A 20,623-nucleotide genomic window follows, 5' to 3' on the forward strand; every position below is an offset into this window, starting at 1 on the left:
TCAGGGGCCAATGGACTCTGAAATACCGACAAACCTAGGCCAAGGGGCAGGAAACCGGGAGGGTTCAGAAATATGAGAATGCTCTTATCGTTTTTACCCACCCGGGCAATATCCCGACTATTTGACGTCCGTATGGCGAAAGTCCCTTGCACCTGTTTTTCTCTGCGACTATCTGTAGCAATTTCCTCGACCATCCATCCCTGACAAAGCCCGCCGCTATGCGGCGGAACGCCACTTTCCCGCCCGTCCTGATTCTGTGCCTATGGATGTGTATGGAATACCTAGTTTTGTAACACTTTTGCACACAATAACACTCAAATTTACTGGAAATAATTCTCTCTAAATGATTAATTCTTGATTAGAAATATGAAACGTTAGGAAATTCAGCATGTAATTCATGTACAAAAAATGATAACAGCCGCCTAATTGAAAATATTACCTTCTTCCCTCTATGTCCCCATAACCCTTATGACATAATCAAAGTCGAATGTTGATGGAAAGGGATGGAGGTTATTGTCGTTTTGAGCAGCCAATTGGATTTAAAGGAAATAGTGTGGCTCATTCGGAAAAAGCTTTGGCTGGTCATTCTTGTGACTGTTCTCGGCGCGGCAGCGGCGGGAGCCTACAGCGCATGGGTGATGAAGCCGGTCTATCAAGCCTATACGAAGCTGATCGTCAATTCGACAGCGGGTCAGGCAGGATCGTTCAAGCTGGATCTGAATATGATCAACACGAATTTAAGCTTAATCAATACGTACAAGGAAATTATCCGGACTCCGGCCATTATGGACCTGGTGGTTGAGAAGCATCCTGAGCTTGGGCTGACAACGGATCAATTGATGCACAATATCCGGTTCAGCTCGGTGAACGGCACGCAGGTGGTCACCATCTCTTATCTGGACACGGATTACAAGAGAGCGGCGCAGGTCGTAAATACGGTCTCCTATGTGTTCCAGCAGCAGATCCCGCTCATTATGAAAGTGGATAACGTGTATATCCTTCATACCGCGGACTCCAATGATCAGCCGGTAAAGGTGAAGCCGGATACGAAGCTGAACACCGCCATCGGATTTGTCGCAGCGTTCCTGCTGTCGATCACGCTGGTACTGGCCCTAAATTACTTTGACGATACGTTACGGACGGAAGCGGATGTGGAACGGTATCTTGGCCTTCCTACGCTGGCAGCCATTCCGAATATTAAGCAAGGCGATCTGAAGCCGAAGGCATTGGCCGTAGGCAAAACAACCATAGGAAAGGAGGGGGATGGCAAAAATGTCTCGCAGTGATCTTAAGCTTCGGCCGGTTGTGGCCGATGCGAACCCCACTTCCCCGATCTCGGAGGCTTACCGGACCTTGCGCACGAATCTGCAATATGCCGAGACGGACCGTCCGCTGCAGCTCTTGATGGTTACCTCCGCAGGACCTGCGGAAGGCAAGTCGACGACCATCATGAATCTGGCTGTCACTTACGCGCAGATGGAGAAACGCATCATTCTGGTGGATGCCGATCTTCGGAAGCCCACCGGGCACTTCACCTTTGGACTCAGCAACAGAACGGGATTGTCGCATGTGTTATCCGGGCAGGCGGACCTTAAAGAAGTCATTAAGGAAAGCCGGATTCCCGGGCTTGATATCTTAACTTCCGGTCCGGTGCCGCCTAATCCGTCGGAGCTTCTGGGATCTTCCCGCATGGACGATCTGCTTGGAAAGCTGCGCGAGCAGTACGACATGGTGCTGATCGATACGCCGCCTGTGCTGGCGGTAGCCGATGCGCAGATCGTTGCTTCAAAATGCGACGGCGTGCTGCTTGTGGTTAATGCGCGTACCGGCAAACGACAGCATGCGATTAAAGCGAAGAATGCCCTGCAGTTCGTGCAGGCGAGAATCGTGGGCATTGCGCTTAACCAGACCGCGCACCGCGATGCGGGACCTTATTACGAATACGTAGATCGGACGTGAGACCAACCAGGCACTAAGCAGAACCATATATAGATAAACGCAAAGGGAAAAGCTGATGCTTACGAAGTATGAATTACCACAAACGTAGCTGTGTTACCTTTGGTCAAGTAATTCATTTTAGGAGGAATTAATAATGCGGGCTCATTATCGGACAAAAGTTATTGTGGCGGGGGACTTGGCAGCGGTCATTGCCAGCTTCGCCATCGCGTTTGCGCTTGAACCTTCGGTACCTCAAGGCGGAGCGGTTGCATGGCTGTCTTACGGGGCGTTAGCGGCGGTTGTTGGCTTCTGGCGGCTTCACCGGCTCCGGCTTCACCGCCGGATCTGGCAGTATACCGGTATTTCAGACATGCTCTGTCTGCTGCAGGTTGCCCTGATCTCGGCCGTTGTTCCATTCGCTGCCTGGTGGGTGATGCAGGGCGAAGCTCATCCGCTGCTTATGCTGCATCACGCGGCAGGCACCTTCCTTCTGCTGACGGCTCCGCGTCTTGCATGGCGTATATTCTGTGATAAATACAGCGTTAGCAAGCCGGCCGGCGGCCGCCGGGCGCTTATTATCGGAGCAGGAAGCTGCGGTACGATGATCGCGAAGGAAATGATGCAGAACGACGGCGTTACCGTTACGCCGGTTGGTTTTATCGACGACGACCCTTACAAGCACCGGATGGACGTTCTTGGTCTGCAGGTCCTCGGCAACCGTCACGAGATTGCCTGCGTGGTGGAATCCCATCATATCGACGAGATTATTATCGCGATGCCTTCGGTATCGAAGACTCAAATCTCCGAGCTGGTTAACTTGTGCAAAACAACAAAAGCGAAGCTGAAGATCGTACCGGATCTTCAGGACATGATTGATAACCGCGGCGCGGCAGGCCGCATGCGCGATGTCAGCGTAGAGGACCTGCTTGGCCGCGACCCGATCCGTACCGATCTCGAGCATATTGCCGGATACGTACAGGATAAAGTGGTACTGGTTACGGGAGCAGGCGGTTCGATCGGCTCCGAGCTTTGCCGCCAGATCGCGCCGTTTGCCCCAAGCAAGCTTCTGCTTCTTGGCCATGGCGAGAACAGTATTTATACGATTGAGATGGAAATGCGGGGCATGTTCCCGAGCCTGGCCATCGAGACGGTTATTGCGGATGTACAGGATCGCACGCGGATCGACAGCGTGTTTGCCAAGTTTAAGCCCCAGGTTGTCTTCCACGCGGCTGCGCATAAGCACGTACCGCTGATGGAACGTAACCCGGCGGAAGCGATCAAGAACAACGTATTTGGCACCAAAAACGTCGCCGAGTGCGCAGACGCGTACGGAGCGGAACGCTTCGTCCTTATCTCCACGGACAAAGCGGTTAACCCGACGAGCGTTATGGGTACAACCAAACGAATCGCCGAAATGTTTATTCAATCCCTCGACATGCACAGCAATACGAAGTTTGTAGCGGTACGGTTCGGCAACGTGCTTGGCAGCCGCGGCAGCGTTATTCCGCGCTTCAAGGATCAGATCGTGAAGGGCGGTCCGGTGACCGTTACTCATCCGGAGATGGTGCGTTATTTTATGACGATCCCGGAAGCCGTTCAGCTGGTTATTCAAGCCGGTTCGTTCGCCAAAGGCGGCGAGGTGTTCATCCTCGACATGGGCAAGCCGGTTAAGATTTACGATCTGGCCGTTGACCTCATCCGCTTGTCGGGCTACGAGCCTCATGTCGATATCGATATTACCTTCTCGGGCATGCGCGAAGGCGAGAAGCTGTACGAAGAGCTGCTGACGAATGAGGAAGGCCTGACTTCCACGATGCATAACCGGATCTTCATTGGCAGACCGGTACAGCTTAACCGCAAAGAGCTTGATTTCGAGATTCGCAAGATGGAAAAGGTGCTTGGACAACATCCGGACGATATCCGCGCGGTTCTGCAGCATCTGGTTCCAACCTACCGTAACAACGGCGCAATTGCAGTTGGTTAACGAAGTAAGAATTGCTTCGCAATTCTTTAAGTTAATGCTTACGAAGTAAGAATTGCTTCGCAATTCTTTTGAGGAGAGTGCAGCATGAACATCAGCGGTAAAGAGGAAGGCACCGCCGGTGCAGGATCCATTCGAACGCTAATTACTACGCGGCTCAGCCGCGGAGGAGGCGCCAGCTTCCTGATCAATTCCATCGGGATGGGCCTGGCGATGCTGCTGCAGATTGCGCTCGCCCGGTTGATCGGCGTCGAAGATTACGGGATTTATGCTTTTGTAACAACCGTCGTAACGTTTATGGTGTTTCCGGCCAAGCTTGGCTTCGATACGGCAACGGTTAAGCTGGTCTCCGCCTATCGGGTGAAGGGCGACTGGCCCATGATCAAAGGGCTCCTTCGCCGCAGCAATCAGATTGGCCTCACGCTCTCCATCCTTACCGCGCTAATCGGCATTGCCGTTGTGGCTTGGATGGATTGGGGCCGGGGAGCGGATGGCGGAGGCGGCGATCACGCCAAAACGATTGCCTATATAGCCGGCTTTGCCGCGATACCGCTTCTGACCCTTGCCACCTTGCGCCAAAGCGCGCTGCAGGCCATGAAGGATGCGCTGTACGCGCAAATGCCGGAGAAGATTATCCGTCCGGTGCTGACGATTGGCTTCGTTGCCGCGCTTGCGGCCGCGGGAGTAGAGCTTGGAGCAGCTATGGCGCTGCTATGCTACCTGGCTGCAACAGCGGTCACCTACGTAATTGGCGCCATCGTGCTGAAGAAGCGGATCGGTTCGCAGACGGCCGGCGTTGCTCCCAGCTTCGAGACTCGGGGCTGGCTGAGATTATCATCGTCGTTAATGGTTAATGCCGGCATGTATTTAGTGCTTGGACAATTAAACGTGTTAATGATGGGCTTCATGCGGGGAGAGACGGAGTCGGGTTTATTCTCGGCAGCGGTCCGGCTGTCGGTCCTGGTGTCGTTTATGCTGACAGCCGTTAACATGACGGCTTCGCCGGCCATATCCGAAAAGTACGCGAACGGCGATATGGCAGGACTTCAGCGGGTAAGCATACGGACGGGGCGGATCGGATTCGCTTTTGCCGCGGTTGTGTTTGCCTACTTCGCGGTTCTTGGCCATTGGACGCTGGGGCTGTTTGGCCCGGAGTTTACGAAAGCCTATCCTTCCCTGCTGATCTTGGCGTTTGGCCAGCTGTTCAGCGCTTATTGCGGACAGAACGGAACCGTCGCCACGATGACCGGGAGCCAGAATGCGCTGACGAAAATCCTCATTGCCGCAACGGTGGTGAATGCGGCGTTAAACGCGCTGCTGATTCCCACACTGGGCATGCTTGGCGGCGCACTAGCCTCCACCATATCGATTATCATCTGGAAATCGGCAGCCGTGCTGCTGGTCAGCCGCAAGCTGGGCGTTCAGACGCTTGTATGGACGCCAAGACTGGCGCTTGCTAGAAAGAGGGGGAATTACTCGTGAAGAAAGTACTGCTGGCGGGGGTTCCGAAGTCGCCGAACCTTGGCGACGGTCTCATCGCTTACACATTAAACCGGATTATCTCCATGCGCGGCAAACATCAGGTCATTCATTTCGATCTGCTGGATGGCCGCTGCGATCAATCCATGCCGATCTACGCGGCACGGGGCGGCCTCCATTACGCGCTGGCCGGTCCGCCGTCGCCAGCTCCGGTGCAGGGTGCCCCGGCACCGGCCTTGAAGCTCAACAACGCGGGCTCGAGCAAGAAGATGACGCCCGATGCGCTCCGGCGCCTGAAGGCTTATTGGATTCACCGCGGCAAGAACGAGAAGCTGAACCGTGAATTGAAGCAAGCGGTTGGCGAATCGGAAGCGGTCTTGATCGGCGGAGGGCATCTGCTTATCGATACGTACTGGACCTTCCCGCTTGCTGTGCGCCGCGTGGCGGAGGAGGCGAAGCGCCAGGGCAAGCCGCTTCATATTCTGCTTGTCGGCGCGCGCGGACCTTGGAGCGCGCAAGCAAAGCGCTGGCTCCTTGGGGTTTGCCGGTATGCGGCATCTATCGCCGTACGGGATGAAGATTCTAAACGTTTCCTGCTCGGGCTGGATCCGAAGCTTGCAAGCAAGACGGTTACCTTGGCTGACCCGGCGCTGTTTACGCCGGAGGCCTTTGGTCTAACGGAAGCAGCTGCGGGTCGGGAGAAGCAAACGGGGAAGCGGACAATCGGCCTTGGCGTGATGGATCCGCATGAGATGAACCGTCACTGCGAGCTCCGCTGGGAGCGGGAGGCTTGCGCCGATTGGTGGACGCAGGCGGCGAAGGTCGCCCTTGGAGCGGGTCACAGCGTAAGCTTCTTCACGAACGGCGCAGCATCGGATAACGCTTTTGTCGAGGAGTTTGTGAAGCCTCGTCTGGCCGGCCTGAAAGGGATCGAGTTCTCGCCGTATCCAACGACGGTCGAGCAGCTGGTCGGCACGATTGCTTCCTGCGACAGCGTTATTGCGCAAAGGCTTCATGCCTGCATTCCGTCGCTTGCGATGGGCAAGCCGACGTACGGGCTTATCTGGGACCGGAAGCTTGAGAATATTTTTGCGGATCTGGGCATGAAGAGCCAGCTGATCGACTTCCGCGAGAGCAGGCAGCAGCTTGCCGCAGCGGTGGACGGCAGGATGGTGGAATCGGGACCGGCCATTGACGAGAAAAAGCTGCAGCTCTATGAACATATCGGGAGAATATTGCAATGAGCCATACCAAAATCAAAGTGCTGCATGTCGTTGGACGCATGCATCCCGGCGGCATTGAAACGCTGCTGATGAATGTATACCGAAATATTGACCGCGATAAATACGAATTCCATTTTGCCGTACAATCGGCGGAGCCCTCCTTCTACGATGATGAGATCCGGGAGCTTGGAGGAACGATCTTTGTTCAGCCTCCGCCGAAGAATGGCATCCGTTCCTTCCGCAAGCAGCTGATGGCCAACATGAACAAGTACGGTCCTTATGCCGCGGTGCACAGCCATGTATTCGGCTTCAGCGGCTACGTGCTGAAGCTTGCCGAGAAGATGGGCGTGCCGGTGCGGATCAGCCACAGTCATAACACGAGCGACAGCAAATCGTCTTCGCCGATCCGCAACCTGTACCGGTCGTATATGCGAAGCCTGATCAGCCGTTACTCGACGAATATGCTTGGCTGCTCGCGGGCGGCCTGCGAGTCCCTGTTTGGCAACAGCTGCTGGAAGGACGGCCGCGTGGATGTATTTCCGAACGCGATTACGCTAGCTCCTTACGAGTCGCTGATAAGGGAGAACCGCCAGGAGCTGCGCCGCCGCTTCGGTGCAGCGGATGATGAGCTGCTGATCGGGCATATCGGCCGGTTCAGCAAGCAGAAGAATCATGCGCTGCTGCTGGACAGCTTCGCAAGCCTGGTGAAGCAGCGTCCGAAGTCCCGTCTTCTGCTCTGCGGCGACGGACCGCTGCGTCCGGAGATGGAACAGAAGGTACGGGAGCTTGGAATAGCGGGCAAAGTCAGCTTCCTGGGTCTCCGCAAGGACGTGCCGGAGCTGCTTGGCGCATTGGACGCTTTTGTACTGCCGTCGCTCTATGAGGGACTTGGCATTGTGCTCATTGAAGCGCAAGCGGCAGGCGTGCCGTGCCTGATCTCCGAAGGCGTGCCGCGCGAAGCGGATCTGCGGATCGGGCTGATCGAGCGCCTGGCGGTGAACGATGCGCCGGAGCGCTGGGCGGAAGCGATGGCTACTCTGGCCGATCGCAAGGGCAACGGCGGCGGGGAATGGCAGGAAAGAGCGGCGGCGCTGGGCGAGCGCGGCTATGATATCCGCGTAAGCGCGGCAAGGCTGGAGCAGCTCTATGCAGGCTGACCGTTTAGTCGATACGAGAAAGATCATGCTGGTGGGCTATTCGGTCCTGCTGGTGCTGACGGCGAAGTGGGCTTTTGCCGCGGATGAAAGGCTGTCGCTTATTCTATACAGCGGGCTGCTGCTTCCGTTCTTCGTGCTGATGCGCTGGCCGAATGCGCCGGTGCTGCTGATGGCGAGCTTCACGGCTACGCTTGCGGGCAAAGCCATCTATGCGGCAACCGTCAATCCGCTGGCCGGACCGGATGAGATTCATTACTACGAGCAGGTCACGACCTTCGAGAAGCTGTCGCAGTTTATGCCTTATGCGGTGGAGCAGATCCAGAGCGGCTGGATGAACATTTCCGCCTACCCGGTGTTTGGCTTGATGTACATGCCGTTTTACAAGTGGCTGGAGCTGGATGATCCGCTGGCGATTATTTTGTTCAACACGGTGCTGCTCATCCTGATCGTCAACAGCACGTACAAGCTGAACGAAAGCCGCTTTGCTTACGAGCTTCCTGATCCGGACAATTCGAGGCAGCCCTTTATTATTATCTCGGTAGTCGGGTTGATGCTTAGTCCGTCGCTGATGTACATGTCCTCCCTGTTTGCCAAAGACATTACCTGCGTATGGCTGGGACTGCTAGGGGCGTTGCTCATGGTCCGCAAGAAATGGGTGCTGTTCATCATCGTCATCCTGTATGCGACGGGGCTGAGGGATTACGCCATTATTTATACGCTTTGCTTTTATTTCTTGTATACGCTTCGGGTCCGCACCGCGATTTGCGTCATGGTGGGGGCGGCGGGACTCTTGTTCCTGCAGATTGGACCGCTTGGCATTATCAATGCCGCGATGCTGTCGATCTTCCTGTTTCTCAGTCCGAATCCGATCAACTTCGGCAACTGGGAGCCCGAGCTGCTGCTGCGGACGCTGGAGGCGGTGTTTATGGGCTTTGTGCTCATGATCTCGGTCTATCAGGCGATTGTGTACAAGGAGACAAGGAAGTTTTACCTGATAGCGGCGGCTCTGATTTTCACGTATGCCTGCACGTTAGTGCTTGTGGGATATGTGACCATTACGGGCCGGGAGCTGGATTACGGCGTTGGCACGATCGGGGACAACATGGTGCGCAAGAAGCTGCCCGTACTGCCGCTTCTCTATACGATTGCTGCCTATGCGCTTGTGTGGTGCCGCAAAATCTTTATTCTGAAACATCGGAAAATTCAGTCTTTGGAAGCTGGGCAAAATCGCGAGCTGAAGCAGCTAGGAGCTGCCGACGGACCGCTTGGCGGGGGAAATGCTCCTGCTTGGCATAATCAGCTTGCCGGAGGAAAGGGGGCGCAAGGACATGCGGGAACAAGAACGACGTAGGGGAGTTGAATGGACGGGAGAACGATTGGAGCGCAGTACGGCCCACAAGACGAAAAAAAGAGGCCGCGACCAGTTCGGCCGGTTCCGCGGATTGCTGCGGCTGGCCGAAACGGTGCTGAAGCCGGTGCCCAGGCCGCTGCTGCAGTGGATGTGGGTGCTAAGCGACTGGCTGCCGGATCTGCCGGGCGTGGCTATGCGGTATGTCCTGCTGCGAAGGATGGCCAAGCGCTGCGGCGACAATGTCCTGATTGGACGGTCGGTAGAGCTCCGGTATCCGGAGCGGCTGGTTATTGGATCAAACGTGAGCATCCATAAGCAATGCTACATCGATGCCTACGGCGGGCTCATCATCGAGGATGAAGTATCGATCGCGCATCAGTCGTCGGTTGTCTCCTTCCAGCATACCTGGAATGATCCGTCCCTGCCGATTCGCGACAACCCCGTGCTGGGCTCGGCCATTCGGATTGGCCGAGACGTCTGGGTCGGCTGCGGCGTCCGCATCCTTGCCGGCGTCGAGATTGGCGCCCGCGCGGTTATCGCCGCCGGCGCCGTTGTGAACAAGCCGGTCGCCGCAGGCACGCTGGCGGCCGGCGTGCCAGCCCGCCCCGTGAAGAGCATCGGGACGGGAGCGGCTCCAGCGCCCGAAGGCGCTTAGTGTAGGGGAAAGGCTTTTGGCAGAAGACTCAAAAGTCGGCGGAAAGCGCATGTAGAGAGTATTTAAGGTCCTTAAGGAACCTTAAGCTGCGAATGCAGCGGCTGATGCGGGCCGTTACGGTCCCCGAGGGACCTTATGGATCGGGAAAAGACGCACAAGTCGGCGGAAAGCTTTATGTAGAGAGTATTTAAGGTCCTTAAGGGACCTTAAGCTGCGAAAGTTGCAGCTGATTCGGGTCGTTAAGGTCCCTGAAGGTCCTTAAGTTGTGGAAATGCTGGATGAGTAATGAGGTAGTAGGCCCGAGGGCATGAATCGCCTAACCGGGCAATGGAAACAGAAGGAGGGAACGGCATGAACGTGCTTTGGGCACATGACCATACGTTTTATTTTAACGAATCGGGGAAATTCTTCTCCGGCGGCAAGCTGCCTTATGCGGTGTGGGAGCGGTATCTGGGCGTATTCGACCAGATTACGGTTGCCTGCAGGGGGAAGAAGGCATCCTCGGATGCCGATATGGCGGGCAAGACATTGTCGAGCGGACCTAATGTTGATTTCCTTGTACTTCCGTCGCTAAGCAATCCGGTTAATAAAATGACGAAGCGGGGCTACATCGAACAGCTGCTGCAAGAGGCGATCGGCAAAGCAGACGCCGTTATTGCGCGAGTGCCAAGCGAGATTGGTGCAGAGGCTATCCGGGTAGCGCGCCAGATGGGCAAGCCTTACGCGGTTGAAGTCGTGGCCTGCGCCTGGGACGGGCTGTGGAATTACGGCAACCTGCAGGGCAAGCTGTACGCGCCATTCTCGCTGAACCAGACAAGGGCTATCGTCAAGGACGCCCCTTATGCGCTGTATGTTACCGAGAAGTTCCTTCAGCAGCGTTATCCGAACATCGGCGGCAAAACGGAGTCCTGTTCCAACGTCGAGATTCCGGAGCCGGGAGATGAGGTGCTGACGCGCAGAATGGAGCATATGCAGGCCATGAGCCCGGATTCGCCAATGACAATTGGGCTGATCGGTTCGCTGAACGGCCGCACGAAAGGGATCGACATTGCCCTTCGCGCGATTGCCAAAGCGAAGCCGCAGCTGCCGGCCATAAAGTTCCGCGTTCTTGGCGATGGAGATCCGGCACGCTGGCAGGCTATGGCCGACAAGCTGGGTATCGGCAGCCTTGTCTCCTTCGAAGGTGTACTGCCAAGCGGCGGGGCAGTCTTCGAATGGCTGGACGGCATTGATCTCTACCTGCAGCCAAGCTATCAGGAAGGCCTGCCGCGGGCAACGATTGAAGCGATGAGCCGGGGATGCCCGGTGCTGGGATCTACGGCTGGCGGTATTCCGGAGCTGATCCATGACAGCTGCCTGCATCGTCCGGGACAGGTTGGCATTCTCGCGGAGCAGATCAAGCGCGCGGCGTTTGACCGTAGATGGCTGAAGGAGCAGGCGGAGCGTAATTTCGGCCGTTCCCGGCAGTTTACGAAGAAGCTGCTCGATGCGAAGCGGCAGGCGTTCTGGCAGTCCTTCGGCGACGCGGTGAAGCAAGGCTCCTTGAAGGAAACCGTAGCCGCAGCGGATCAGGTCCGCGCGGATAAGGTTGAGCAGAGCACGAATTCGAGTACAAGCGAGAGCAGAGAAAGGGTGGAGGCGTTATGACAATTTTGGTGACGGGAGCAGCAGGTTTTATCGGCTTCCATTTGAGCGCGAGATTGCTGAAGGAAGGCAAACGCGTCGTAGGCCTGGATAACTTCAATGACTATTACGACGTGCAGCTGAAGCGGGACCGCTGGTCGCAGCTGGTTGCATCGCCATCCTTCAAGGGAGCCGAGCAGGATCTGGCTGACTACGAAGCATTGCTGGCGCTGATCCGGGAGGAAGGCGTTACGACGATCGTCCATCTTGCTGCGCAGGCGGGCGTGCGTTACAGCCTGACGAATCCTTTTGCCTATCTGGAGACGAACCTGCAGGGCTTCGGCCACGTACTGGAAGCTTCGCGCCAGGCGGGCATCAAGCACCTGGTCTACGCTTCCTCGAGCTCCGTGTACGGCGCGAATGTCAGCATGCCGTTCTCGGTGAGCGACAATGTCGATCATCCGGTCAGCCTGTATGCCGCAACGAAGAAATCCAACGAGCTGATGGCGCATGCCTACAGCCACCTATATAACCTGCCGACGACGGGTCTTCGGTTCTTCACCGTATACGGTCCATGGGGCCGCCCGGATATGGCGTATTTCAGCTTCACGCAGAAAATCATGGCCGGAGAGCCGATCCAGGTGTTCAACGAAGGCAAGATGCAGCGTGATTTTACGTATATCGATGACATTGTGGAAGGAATCTACCGCTTGCTTGACCGCGCGCCGCAGCCAAATCCTAATTGGGATCGCGCGGAGCCGGATCCGGGCACAAGCTACGCGCCTTACAAGGTGTACAACATCGGCAACAACAAGCCGGTCGAGCTTATGGCGTTTATCAATACGATCGAGGACAAGCTTGGGCAAAAGGCGGTTATGGAGTTCAAGCCGATGCAACCTGGCGATGTGACGGCAACGTTTGCGGATATCGACGGTCTGATGGCGGATGTGGATTTCCGACCGGAGACAACCATTGAGGAAGGTATCGGGCGGTTCGCCGAGTGGTACAAGTCGTACTATGGCGCCCCTGCGGGTCTGGAAACGGCGGCAAAGGCGGCGGGACAATGATTCAAAAAATAGCCCATATCTGCACCTCCGGCATCAGCCACAAAATTATGGGCGACAAGCTTCGGCTGCTTCAGCAGCAGGAGGGCGTTCAGGTAACATTCATCACTTCCCCCGAAGGTGTAGATGAGGGATTGATGAAGGAGAAGGCCTATCCGTTCGAATGGAAGCTCCTGCCGATGGCGCGTTCCATCCAGCCCGCAGCTGACTTGCGATCGATTATGGCGATGTACAAGCTATTCCGCCGCGAGCGGTACGACATCGTGCATACGCACACAGCCAAGGCGGGGCTGATCGGACGGATTGCAGCGAAGCTGGCCGGCGTTCCGGTCGTTATTCATACGAGCCACGGATTGCCTTTCTACGAGGGGCAGTCGAAGAAGACGTATTTGCTCTACAAAATGCTCGAGAGGTTTGGCGCGTTATGCTGCCATGCTCTTGCCTCGCAGAACGAGGAGGATGCCGGAGTGCTCCGGGAGCTGGCGCCTTGGCGGCCGGTCTTCGTAGAGGGCAACGGGGTAGACCTGGAGCATCTGGACCATTTGGCGGGCAGGGTTACGACAGAGCAGCTCGCGGCGCTTCGCATGAAGAACGGGATCGACCCGGAGGAAAAGGTGCTGTTCATGGCGGCGCGGTTTGAACCGGTGAAGGATCATGGCCTGCTGCTGGATGCTTTGACGGAGCTCAAGCGTGTCGGGGCGTTGAACTGGGTGACGGTTCTGGCGGGACAAGGCCCGCTGGAAGACGAGATGAAGCGCAAGTCGGAAGCGAGCGGTCTGGCGGATGATGTGCTGTTCGTCGGGCAGCAGTCCTCGATTATCCCGTGGCTCGCAATGTCGGATGCGGTAACGCTGACTTCGGAAAAAGAGGGCATTCCTCGCTCCCTGATGGAGGCGATGGCGCTGGGCAAGCCGATTGTCGCCACCAATGTGCTTGGCACGCGGGAGCTGGTGGCGCATGCCGAAACGGGGCTGCTTGTACCCTACCGGGACTCGATGCAGCTGGGCGAATCGCTTGCGGCCATGATGAACACGCCGGAAGCTAGACGGCGCATGGGGGAAGCGGGACGCCGGCGGATCGAGGCATCGTTCACGGAAGCCCGGGTCGTCGAGCGGCTGATGCGGCTGTACCGCAGCACGAAGCTGCGTGTTAGCCGAAGCCGCGGGGTAGCGGCAAGGCTGAATGCCTTTGGCAAACGGCTGTTTGATCTGGCGGCGAGCGTGCCTGCAGCGGTATTGCTGTCGCCGGTCATGCTGATCGTTGCGGTGCTGGTGAAGCTGAAGCTGGGCTCGCCGGTCCTGTTCAAGCAGCAGCGCCCGGGCAGGTACGGCAACCCGTTCTACGTGCTGAAATTCCGCACGATGCGGGACGCGTATGACAGGTTCGGCCAGCCGCTGCCGGACGAGGCACGTCTGACGTCCTTCGGCAAGCTGCTCCGCAAGCTGAGTCTGGACGAGCTGCCGCAATTATTTAACGTGATACGCGGAGATATGAGTCTGGTGGGGCCAAGGCCGCTGCTGATGGAGTATCTTCCGCTTTATACCGAGGAGCAGGCGCACCGTCACGATGTCCGTCCGGGCATTACGGGCTGGGCGCAGGTGAACGGACGCAACGCCGTGTCCTGGGAGGACAAGTTCAAGCTTGATCTGACGTATGTAGAGCGGCAAAGCGTATGGTTTGATTTTCGCATATTGGTACGTACTGTGGGGAAGGTGCTGAAGCGCGACGGGATTTCGAGCGCGGGTCAGGCCACCGTTCAAAAATTTACGGGATCAAGGGAAATGGGGAATGCATCATGATTAGCGGTCATACGGAGCAATACCGGGTAATGGAAGAGCCTGCAAGGCGCCCTCTTATCGTAGTGGGCATGGGCGGACATGGCCGGGTGCTGATGGATATCGCCCGCGTATCGAAGACATACCGGCTTGCGGCAGTGCTGGATGACCGCTTCTCCGGCGTCGAGCTGCGCGGCGGTCTGCCGTATGGTCCGATCGCGACGCTCAAGCATTTCCTCGCGGACGAGCCGGGCATGCACGTGGTCATCGGCATCGGCGACAACCGGACGAGAAGGGCGATTGTCGAGATGCTTAATCTGCCCGAGTCGTCTTACGCGGTGCTCGTCCATCCCGCGGCAGTTGTCGCGGAGGATGCCCGCATCGGGCTTGGCGCCGTGGTTATGCCCGGCGCGGTGATTGGGCCGGGCGCCGTTGTAGGCGCCCACGCCATCATTAACTCCGGCGCGGTCGTGGAGCATGACGCGCTGGTTGGTCCGTTCGCGCATGTATCGCCGAACGCGACCATGGCCGGTGCCGCCTCCGCCGAGGAAGGCGCGCATATCGGCAGCGGGGCGGTACTGATTCCGCGCATCCGCGTCGGCAGCTGGTCCGTGCTTGGCGCCGGCGGCGTCGCCGTCCGGGATATCCCCGGCGGCAAGACCGCCGTTGGCGTCCCGGCGCGGGTCATACCGCCGCGACTCGGCATCGAGAAGGCGCTGTAAGGCCGGAAAACAGCCTTACAGCTCAATAAAACCAAGCGCGCGGCGCAGCCAAAAGCGCGCCGCGGGCACCACATAGCCCGCCGTTACGGCGACGGGCAGCAAATTGAGGAGTTGATCACGACGTGAACAGTCGAATCTATTTATCCCCGCCGCATTTGGGAACGCGGGAGCGCGAATATGTCGAGTTAGCTTTCCGCACGAACTGGATCGCGCCGCTTGGACCCAATGTCGACCAGTTCGAGCGCGAGCTGGCCGAGAAGGTGGGAGCGAAGGGGGCAGTTGCGCTGTCCTCGGGCACCGCGGCAATCCATATGGCGCTCAGGCTGCTGGGAGTTGGACGCGGCGACCGCGTTTTCGTCTCCTCGCTGACTTTTATCGCGAGCGTTAATCCGGTGCTGTATGAAGGCGGCGTGCCGGTATTTATCGACTGCGACCCCGAGACCTGGACCATGTCGCCGCAGGCGCTGGAGCGTGCTTTCGAGGAAGCGCACCGCAACAAGCAGCTGCCTAGAGCCGTCATCGTGGTTCATCTGTACGGGCAAAACGCCGACATGGACGCCATCAACCAAATCTGCGCCAAGTACCGCGTGCCGGTTATCGAAGATGCGGCGGAGTCCCTTGGCACAACGTACAAAGGGCAGTCCAGCGGAACCCACGGCAAGTTCGGGATCTACTCCTTTAACGGCAATAAGATCATTACCACCTCCGGCGGCGGCATGCTTGTCTCCGACGATACGGCAGCACTCTCGAAAGCGCGCTTCTGGGCGACGCAGGCCCGCGAGCCGCAGCCTCACTACGAGCATGCGGAGCTTGGCTACAACTACCGGATGAGCAACGTGCTGGCAGGCATTGGCCGTGGACAGCTGGAGCTGCTCGACGAACGGGTGGATGCCCGCAGAGGCGTGTTCAATCGGTACAAGCAGGCTTTTGCCGATATCGAAGGCATTACCATGATGCCCGAAGCGGAATACGGCAGGGCTACCCGCTGGCTGACAACGATGACCATTGATCCGATTACTACGGGCTGCACGCCGGCCGATCTGTTGGAACGCCTGACAGAAGCCAATATCGAAGCACGCCCGGTGTGGAAGCCGATGCACCGCCAGCCGCTTTTGCAATATTACCCTTACTTCCCGCATGAATCGGGCAGCAGCGTGTCCGACACGTTGTTCGAGCATGGCATCTGCCTGCCGTCCGGCTCCAGTCTCACGTGGGATGAGCAGGACCGCGTTATTACGTGCGTCAAGCAAACCATTCAAATGAAATCAAGGAGGATGTCCCATGAAAGTGCGTAAAGCGATCATTCCAGCCGCCGGTCTCGGCACCCGTTTCCTGCCTGCAACAAAGGCTCAGCCGAAGGAAATGCTGCCCATCGTGGACAAGCCGACTATCCAATACATTATCGAGGAAGCCATCGCTTCCGGCATTGAAGACATTCTGATCATCAGCGGCCGCGGCAAACGGGCGATTGAGGACCATTTTGACAAGACGTTTGAACTCGAGGACATGCTGGCGAAGAAAGGCAAGACCAAGGAGCTTGAGCAGATCCGCGGCATCTCCGAGATGGCGAATATTCACTACATCCGGCAAAAAGAGCCGAAAGGCCTCGGCCACGCGATCTGGTGCGCACGCAGCTTTGTCGGCAACGAGCCGTTTGCCGTTCTTCTCGGCGACGATATTGTACAGTCCGAGGAACCTTGCCTCAGCCAGCTGATCCGCGTCCATGACCGTTATCAGTCCTCGGTTGTTGGCGTGCAGCGCGTAGCTGATGAAGACGTATCCAAATACGGCATTATCGCTCCTCGCGGGTCGTCGATCGAGCCGTCCGTCTTCTTCCTGGACGGTCTGGTCGAGAAGCCTTCGAAGAAAGCCGCTCCTTCCAACTACGCCATCATGGGCCGTTACATCCTGACGCCGGAGATCTTCGATATCCTCGAGCATCAATCCCCGGGCGCGGGCGACGAGATTCAACTGACCGATGCCATCAAGAAGCTGAATGACCAACGCAACGTGCTGGCTTATAACTTCGACGGCGTCCGTTATGACGTAGGCGACAAGTTTGGTTTCATCAAGGCGCAACTCGACTTCGCGCTGCAGCGCGAGGATTTGCAGAAGGATGTGCTGGGCTACCTGCAGCAAGTGTACGAGAAGCATTTTATTACAAAGGCGGCGAACTAATATGCGGAAAATTACAGTAATCGGTACCGGATACGTCGGACTTGTCTCGGGGACTTGCTTTGCCGAGGTAGGCAACCGGGTTATCTGCTGTGACGTGGATCAGCGCAAAATCGATCTGCTCAACGAAGGCATCATTCCCATCTATGAGCCGGGTCTCGAAGAGATGGCGCTGCGCAACAAGAGTGAGGGGCGCTTGCTCTTCACGACCGAAGTAGGCGAAGCGATCGAAGCCTCGGATATCGTCTACATCGCGGTCGGTACGCCAATGTCGGAGACGGGCGAAGCGGATATGCGCTATGTGATGTCGGCGGCCAAGAAAATCGGCGAGCACCTGAACGGCCACAAAATCATCGTGAACAAAAGCACCGTGCCGGTCGGCACCGGCGAGCTTGTGCGCGAGGTTGTGCAGGCGAACAAGAAATACCCTTGGGCAAGCTTTGACGTCGTGTCCAATCCGGAATTCCTCCGCGAAGGGACGGCGCTCTCGGATTGCATGAACATGGACCGCGCCATTATCGGCTCGGATAACCCGGAGGCGGCGGAGCAGATCGCCCAGCTGCATGCGCCTTTTAACACGCGGATCTTCAAGACGGATCTGGAGAGCGCGGAGATGATCAAATACGCGGCGAACACGTTCCTTGCGACGAAGATTTCGTTCATTAACGCCATTGCGAACATTTGCGAGAAAGTCGGCGCCGACGTGGAAGACGTAGCCAAAGGCATGGGGATGGACAGCCGGATCGGCGAAAAGTTCCTGCAGGCCGGCATCGGCTACGGCGGCTCCTGCTTCCCGAAGGACACGTATGCCTTGGCGCATATCGCGGATAAGTCGGGTTATGATTTTGAGCTGCTCAAGTCGGTTATCAAGACGAACCAACGCCAGCGCTACGTCGTTATGGACAAGCTTCGCGAGACGCTTGGGGGCCTTGCCGGCAAGCAGATTGCGGTGCTGGGACTGGCCTTTAAGCCTAACACGGATGACATGCGCGAAGCTCCGTCGCTGACGATCATCCCCGAGCTGCTGAAGCAAGGCGCGGTTGTCCGAACGTTTGATCCCATTGCGACGGAAGCGGCACGCAAGCTGCTGCCAGCGGACGTGGCCTATTTGGAATCGGCGGAGCTGGCTGCGGCTGGCTGCGATGCCTGCGTGATTTTGACGGAGTGGAACGAGGTTCTGACGATGGACCTGGCGAAGGTTCGTGACCGGATGAAGCAGCCGATCGTGATTGACGGGCGGAACAGCTTCGATCCGAAGGTCATGGAGCAGCAAGGCTTTGTCTACTACTCGGTAGGACGCCGTCCGGTGAACCGTCTTGAAGCGGAGCGTAAATCTGTCAACCTTTAAGGTGAGCCTAAGGCGAGCCTGTAAGGATATAGTCTGCTGATCCTGATCTCGAAAGGGGGTGAGCACTTGAATGACAATCCGCTTCGGCCGGGCGGATGGAGTGCGGATTTACCAAACGAACATGCAGGAAATGCAGAAGGAGGAAGGTATGAAAAAGAAATTCCGGGCGCTGATTACGTTGGCTGCTACGGCTTTGCTTGTGCCGGCGCTTATTGTTAACGCGTCCAGCGCAGCAGCGGCATCCAAAGCGCCAACAGCTGCCGTTAAGTCGAGCTTCTCGCAACAATCGTTCCAGCCGCTTGCCAATACGTTCATTCAAAAGCTGATTCAGAACTTTGCACAAGAGGTGCAAAAGGCAGTGGACAGCATCCAGAATGGCAAAGGCAACAACGGCAATAACGGTAACCATGGCAACAACGGCAACAACGGCAACAACGGCAACAACGGCAACAACGGCAACAACGGCAACAACGGCAACAACGGCAACAATGGCAATAACGGCAACAGCGGTAACAACGGCAACCATGGCAACAACGGCAACAACGGTAATAACGGTAACAACGGCAACAATGGCAACAACGGCAACAACGGCAACGGCGGCAACAACGAGAAAAAAATCCAAAAGGTCTACAATGACACTTCCGCGAAGCTGTTCCAGCTGCGCAACCAGTGCCAGGCTGGCCTGACGGATATCGCCGTTGAGTTCACGACGTTAACGTCCACGCATGAGAAGACGGTATTGTACAAAACGGGTACAGCGGCGTTCAGCAGCTGCACAGGTCAGTACAAAACGGTTATGAACGATGCAAGCGCGCAAATCGTTGCTCTTGGCGGCGAGCCTTCGATCCTTGAACCGATGCAAGATCGTTATCAACAAGAGATCATCGCAGGCCGCGCACAACTGAACGCAATCGTAGGCAAATAATATTTTGCTGAACAAGAAGAACCGCGTAATGGAGAGCTCACTCTCTGTTATGCGGTTTTTTCTTTGTTTCTTTTCGGATTATAATAGGCTTTAGGAAACGGAGGCTGTCATCATGATCATCAGAGAACTGCAAGAGAAGGACAACGCGGCGATTGAACGCGTGATCAGAGAATGTCTAATTGAGTTTGGCGGCAATCGCGAAGGACTGGCGTGGGCGGACGAGAGCCTCAGCCATTTATTCGATTACTATAATCATGAAGGCCGCGCCTATTGGGTCATTGAGCAGGACGGGGAGGTCGTTGGGGGCTGCGGGATCGCACCGTTTGCCGACTCGGCTGAAGTATGCGAGCTGCAGAAAATGTACCTTCTGGGGCCGGCCCGCGGTACAGGAATGGCGGTCAAGCTGCTCGATACGGCATTAACCTTTGCCAGCCTGCATTATAAACAGTGCTATCTTGAAACGCTGCAAAATATGCATGCCGCTAACCGCTTCTACGCCAAGCACGGCTTCGAATCGCTGGCCGCGCCGCTCGCCGGATCCGAGCATTTCGCCTGCGACGCCTGGTATATCAAAAGCCTGGAGTAATCCGCCTAGAAAAATAAACCAAAAACCCTATAGAACTTGAAACTTCTGGATGTTACGATTCGTTTGTAAGGTCAGGAGGCGGGTTTCATGGGCAGATACGTGACGGCCATATTGTTTTTAGTAATCTCTCTTTTGCTTGGCGCATGCAGCCAGGCTGAACAGGTGGAGCACATCGAGGCTTTTGGCATTGAGACTCTGGAGCAGAACGCGGAAGGCCTTTATGAACCAACGGGTTACAAGAAGGTGAATGCCATCACCGCTTCGAAGGAAGACAAGAATTATATGAAGATCGATATGAAGACGGTGGAAGACTTTTACGATACAAAAGGCGCTTATATAAAGACCGTCATTACGCATAGCCAGGGTTATCAATCCAATGTTCTGGATACCAAGGACGGATTTAATCGCATAGAGGAGATTCGCGAACCGTCTACGATTCTGATCCCCGATGAGAATGTCGAGCAGTTCCGGACCGATATGCTGTCAGAGGACGAACTTCGGCAAGTGAAGAAGCATGTTCAGTCTTTTATGAAGCTGGTTGATTAAGAAGGCAGGCGAAAGCGTCTGCTTTTTTTTGTTTGCCGCCAAAACCGTTTGGCTCGCCGTGGAGTCTAATGAATA

Annotated in this window: 18 protein-coding genes and 1 pseudogene; all 19 read left to right on the plus strand. The window is 56.5% G+C overall.

The window, feature by feature from the left end; genetic code table 11:
• Positions 1 to 521: 521 nt before the first annotated feature.
• The 19 genes and pseudogenes from M3194_RS23425 to M3194_RS23515 all read left to right on the plus strand — a co-directional run bounded on the left by M3194_RS23425 (position 522) and on the right by M3194_RS23515 (position 20,548).
• Positions 522 to 1,286, plus strand: a complete 765-nt coding sequence (locus M3194_RS23425; protein ID WP_251656510.1) for a YveK family protein — start codon at positions 522 to 524, stop codon at positions 1,284 to 1,286.
• Complete coding sequence (locus M3194_RS23430) at positions 1,273 to 1,959, plus strand: CpsD/CapB family tyrosine-protein kinase (protein ID WP_251656511.1); 687 nt, start codon at positions 1,273 to 1,275, stop codon at positions 1,957 to 1,959. Before M3194_RS23425 ends, M3194_RS23430 begins: the two co-directional genes overlap by 14 nt.
• Positions 1,960 to 2,092: 133 nt before the next feature.
• Positions 2,093 to 3,922: a polysaccharide biosynthesis protein gene (locus M3194_RS23435; protein ID WP_251656512.1), complete on the plus strand. Its 1,830-nt coding sequence runs from the start codon at positions 2,093 to 2,095 to the stop codon at positions 3,920 to 3,922.
• Positions 3,923 to 4,006: 84 nt separating this feature from the next.
• The gene (locus M3194_RS23440; protein WP_251656513.1) at positions 4,007 to 5,401 is read left to right on the plus strand and encodes a flippase; all 1,395 of its coding nucleotides are present in this window, start codon (positions 4,007 to 4,009) and stop codon (positions 5,399 to 5,401) included.
• Entirely contained in the window at positions 5,398 to 6,642 is a 1,245-nt protein-coding gene (locus M3194_RS23445) for a polysaccharide pyruvyl transferase family protein (protein WP_251656514.1), read from the plus strand. The genes M3194_RS23440 and M3194_RS23445 overlap by 4 nt, the downstream gene beginning before the upstream one ends.
• Entirely contained in the window at positions 6,639 to 7,778 is a 1,140-nt protein-coding gene (locus M3194_RS23450; RefSeq protein ID WP_251656515.1) for a glycosyltransferase family 1 protein, read from the plus strand. Before M3194_RS23445 ends, M3194_RS23450 begins: the two co-directional genes overlap by 4 nt.
• Entirely contained in the window at positions 7,768 to 9,129 is a 1,362-nt protein-coding gene (locus tag M3194_RS23455) for a hypothetical protein (RefSeq protein WP_251656516.1), read from the plus strand. The genes M3194_RS23450 and M3194_RS23455 overlap by 11 nt, the downstream gene beginning before the upstream one ends.
• Positions 9,107 to 9,784: an acyltransferase gene (locus tag M3194_RS23460; RefSeq protein ID WP_251656517.1), complete on the plus strand. Its 678-nt coding sequence runs from the start codon at positions 9,107 to 9,109 to the stop codon at positions 9,782 to 9,784. Before M3194_RS23455 ends, M3194_RS23460 begins: the two co-directional genes overlap by 23 nt.
• A 351-nt stretch (positions 9,785 to 10,135) precedes the next feature.
• Positions 10,136 to 11,431, plus strand: coding sequence for a glycosyltransferase family 4 protein (locus M3194_RS23465; RefSeq protein WP_251656518.1), 1,296 nt, complete (start codon positions 10,136 to 10,138; stop codon positions 11,429 to 11,431).
• Entirely contained in the window at positions 11,428 to 12,474 is a 1,047-nt protein-coding gene (locus tag M3194_RS23470; protein WP_251656519.1) for an NAD-dependent epimerase, read from the plus strand. The genes M3194_RS23465 and M3194_RS23470 overlap by 4 nt, the downstream gene beginning before the upstream one ends.
• A gap of 47 nt (positions 12,475 to 12,521) precedes the next feature.
• Positions 12,522 to 13,580, plus strand: a pseudogene (locus M3194_RS23475) (glycosyltransferase family 4 protein); the annotation flags it as partial.
• Between the two features lie 69 nt (positions 13,581 to 13,649).
• A complete protein-coding gene (locus M3194_RS23480; protein WP_285889524.1) occupies positions 13,650 to 14,270 on the plus strand; it encodes a sugar transferase in 621 nt (206 codons plus the stop codon).
• Complete coding sequence (locus M3194_RS23485; RefSeq protein WP_251656520.1) at positions 14,267 to 14,968, plus strand: acetyltransferase; 702 nt, start codon at positions 14,267 to 14,269, stop codon at positions 14,966 to 14,968. Before M3194_RS23480 ends, M3194_RS23485 begins: the two co-directional genes overlap by 4 nt.
• 122 nt (positions 14,969 to 15,090) lie before the next feature.
• Complete coding sequence (locus tag M3194_RS23490; protein WP_251656521.1) at positions 15,091 to 16,263, plus strand: DegT/DnrJ/EryC1/StrS family aminotransferase; 1,173 nt, start codon at positions 15,091 to 15,093, stop codon at positions 16,261 to 16,263.
• On the plus strand, positions 16,250 to 17,146 hold the full coding sequence (gene galU / locus M3194_RS23495; RefSeq protein ID WP_251656522.1) for a UTP--glucose-1-phosphate uridylyltransferase GalU: 897 nt from the start codon (positions 16,250 to 16,252) through the stop codon (positions 17,144 to 17,146). The genes M3194_RS23490 and galU overlap by 14 nt, the downstream gene beginning before the upstream one ends.
• Before the next feature lies 1 nt (position 17,147).
• Positions 17,148 to 18,491, plus strand: a complete 1,344-nt coding sequence (tuaD, locus tag M3194_RS23500; RefSeq protein ID WP_251656523.1) for a UDP-glucose 6-dehydrogenase TuaD — start codon at positions 17,148 to 17,150, stop codon at positions 18,489 to 18,491.
• Positions 18,492 to 18,561: 70 nt separating this feature from the next.
• Positions 18,562 to 19,416: a hypothetical protein gene (locus tag M3194_RS23505; protein WP_251656524.1), complete on the plus strand. Its 855-nt coding sequence runs from the start codon at positions 18,562 to 18,564 to the stop codon at positions 19,414 to 19,416.
• 112 nt (positions 19,417 to 19,528) lie between these two features.
• Positions 19,529 to 20,002, plus strand: a complete 474-nt coding sequence (locus M3194_RS23510) for a GNAT family N-acetyltransferase (RefSeq protein ID WP_251656525.1) — start codon at positions 19,529 to 19,531, stop codon at positions 20,000 to 20,002.
• A gap of 87 nt (positions 20,003 to 20,089) precedes the next feature.
• Positions 20,090 to 20,548 carry a hypothetical protein gene (locus M3194_RS23515; RefSeq protein WP_251656526.1) on the plus strand — a complete coding sequence of 153 codons (459 nt, stop codon included), beginning with the start codon at positions 20,090 to 20,092 and terminating at the stop codon, positions 20,546 to 20,548.
• Positions 20,549 to 20,623: the final 75 nt, after the last annotated feature.

The sequence above is a fragment of the Paenibacillus glycanilyticus genome (assembly GCF_023715145.1).
Lineage (GTDB): Bacteria > Bacillota > Bacilli > Paenibacillales > Paenibacillaceae > Pristimantibacillus > Pristimantibacillus glycanilyticus_A.

What these genes read in the sequence shown, in the direction of transcription:
- M3194_RS23430 (WP_251656511.1), top strand. Translation starts at nt 1,273, where the DNA reads ATGTCTCGCAGTGATCTTAAGCTTCGGCCGGTTGTGGCCGATGCGAAC.
- M3194_RS23435 (WP_251656512.1), top strand. Translation starts at nt 2,093, where the DNA reads ATGCGGGCTCATTATCGGACAAAAGTTATTGTGGCGGGGGACTTGGCA.
- M3194_RS23440 (WP_251656513.1), top strand. Translation starts at nt 4,007, where the DNA reads ATGAACATCAGCGGTAAAGAGGAAGGCACCGCCGGTGCAGGATCCATT.
- M3194_RS23450 (WP_251656515.1), top strand. Translation starts at nt 6,639, where the DNA reads ATGAGCCATACCAAAATCAAAGTGCTGCATGTCGTTGGACGCATGCAT.
- M3194_RS23455 (WP_251656516.1), top strand. Translation starts at nt 7,768, where the DNA reads ATGCAGGCTGACCGTTTAGTCGATACGAGAAAGATCATGCTGGTGGGC.
- M3194_RS23460 (WP_251656517.1), top strand. Translation starts at nt 9,107, where the DNA reads ATGCGGGAACAAGAACGACGTAGGGGAGTTGAATGGACGGGAGAACGA.
- M3194_RS23465 (WP_251656518.1), top strand. Translation starts at nt 10,136, where the DNA reads ATGAACGTGCTTTGGGCACATGACCATACGTTTTATTTTAACGAATCG.
- M3194_RS23470 (WP_251656519.1), top strand. Translation starts at nt 11,428, where the DNA reads ATGACAATTTTGGTGACGGGAGCAGCAGGTTTTATCGGCTTCCATTTG.
- M3194_RS23485 (WP_251656520.1), top strand. Translation starts at nt 14,267, where the DNA reads ATGATTAGCGGTCATACGGAGCAATACCGGGTAATGGAAGAGCCTGCA.
- galU (WP_251656522.1), top strand. Translation starts at nt 16,250, where the DNA reads ATGAAAGTGCGTAAAGCGATCATTCCAGCCGCCGGTCTCGGCACCCGT.
- tuaD (WP_251656523.1), top strand. Translation starts at nt 17,148, where the DNA reads ATGCGGAAAATTACAGTAATCGGTACCGGATACGTCGGACTTGTCTCG.
- M3194_RS23505 (WP_251656524.1), top strand. Translation starts at nt 18,562, where the DNA reads ATGACAATCCGCTTCGGCCGGGCGGATGGAGTGCGGATTTACCAAACG.
- M3194_RS23510 (WP_251656525.1), top strand. Translation starts at nt 19,529, where the DNA reads ATGATCATCAGAGAACTGCAAGAGAAGGACAACGCGGCGATTGAACGC.
- M3194_RS23515 (WP_251656526.1), top strand. Translation starts at nt 20,090, where the DNA reads ATGGGCAGATACGTGACGGCCATATTGTTTTTAGTAATCTCTCTTTTG.